The organism is Daeguia caeni, assembly GCF_042653845.1.
Lineage (GTDB): Bacteria > Pseudomonadota > Alphaproteobacteria > Rhizobiales > Rhizobiaceae > Brucella > Brucella caeni.
In genome coordinates this window covers 1-1,443 of the sequence record NZ_JBHSEL010000073.1, presented here as the reverse complement: position 1 = coordinate 1,443, position 1,443 = coordinate 1, and the positions used below count along the sequence as shown (strand labels likewise).

The window sequence follows — 1,443 nt, the reverse complement described above, 5'->3', positions numbered from 1 at the left end:
TCACAAGCTTGGATGGTCATCTCCTCAATCAGGCGAATGACGAGGCGTATCGCAAAAATGAAATTTTGAGTCGGGCTCTTAAACCAAACGGTCTCCGGCAAACCCGGGGCGGTTCAGGGCAGCACATGGCCACCCTTTAACTTCTGTTAAGAGGTCACGACAGGGCGCTCCGCATAATGATATTTGGCCGCGCCAGCTACAAAATCCTTCTGCTGAAGCTTGGAAACAAAATAGATGTAATGGAATGCATCGGCCCGCCCCGGAATCAGGCTTACATCATGCCGCTCCCATTCATAGCCCATCTTATTCAACAGGCCTTCAAAAGCCGGTGAAACAGTAGCAGACCAGAAACTGGTAATTCCATTGCAAGCCATGGCGCGGTTGACAAGGGCCAGCCCCTGTTGCGCATAGATGGTATCATTTTCTTGTCGCACCAGAAAATCGGGGCCATTATCTGTATCCATCAGGATCAGATCATACTCCCCTCTACTGCACCGCAAGGTCTGCATCACGTCGCCAACGATTAGTTGGACACGTGGATCCTGCAGCGGAAAGCCGGCAAGATGCCCTATCAATGATTGGTTCCATTCCACAATTTCTGGAACCAATTCACAGACTGTAATTTGTGTTCTATCTGTTATGCAATCAAGCGCTGCCCGCAGCGTAAAGCCCATGCCGAGGCCGCCGATCAATATATGCCTTGGTTCCTGATCCAGAAGGCGGAACGATCTTTCAGCCAGTATGGTTTCCGACTGGTAATTGATGTTCGACATCAATTCCAGGCCGTTATAGCGGATCTCATAAATCTTGTCGCGTTGACGCAGCAATATCTCATCGCCAGCGCTGTTGCTGGCACGAGCCACTTCAGTCCAGATTGTCATGATAAATTCCAACCAGTGAGCTACTACAGGCAGTAGATCATGAATATTTGCAGTGACAGGAATTTATGGGTCGCTGCAGGATCAAGCATGCAGCAACCCAACGACATGGTTTGATCTGGATTTCAGAATCAATGGGAACATAGATTGATTGTTCGCGACGGCAGTTAATACATGCCTATGCCGAAAATCTGCAACCATGTCCTCAACGTGAATTTTTCTAAAGGGAAACCGACCATATAAAATATTCGTCACGATTGCAATAGTATATTATTATTATCATTACGACATGTAAAATTTCCAATAAAGCTTGATATCAAATTTTAATTTGATCTTATGTTAATATAATTGTCTTCATTGCAGATTATGATCTTAATTTTTCTGGTATAATACAGAGAAATACGGTATTCACCTTGAATATGCATATCGTTCTGTAACTTTGAACCGCATTGAATTAGCGCAATTTGTAAGAAGGCGGCCTTAGAGCCCGACTCAAAATTTCATTTTTGCGATACGCCTCGTCATTCGCCTGATTGAGGAGATGACCATCCAAGCTTGTGACGAT

1 protein-coding gene is annotated in these 1,443 nt (G+C 45.3%); it reads right to left on the bottom strand.

Going from position 1 to position 1,443, the window contains the following annotated elements; translation table 11 throughout:
• Nucleotides 1–146 precede the first annotated feature (146 nt).
• Nucleotides 147–881: a spermine/spermidine synthase domain-containing protein gene (locus ACFO1V_RS09450; RefSeq protein ID WP_374834769.1), complete on the bottom strand. Its 735-nt coding sequence runs from the start codon at nt 879–881 to the stop codon at nt 147–149.
• Between the last annotated feature and the right edge of the window lie 562 nt (nt 882–1,443).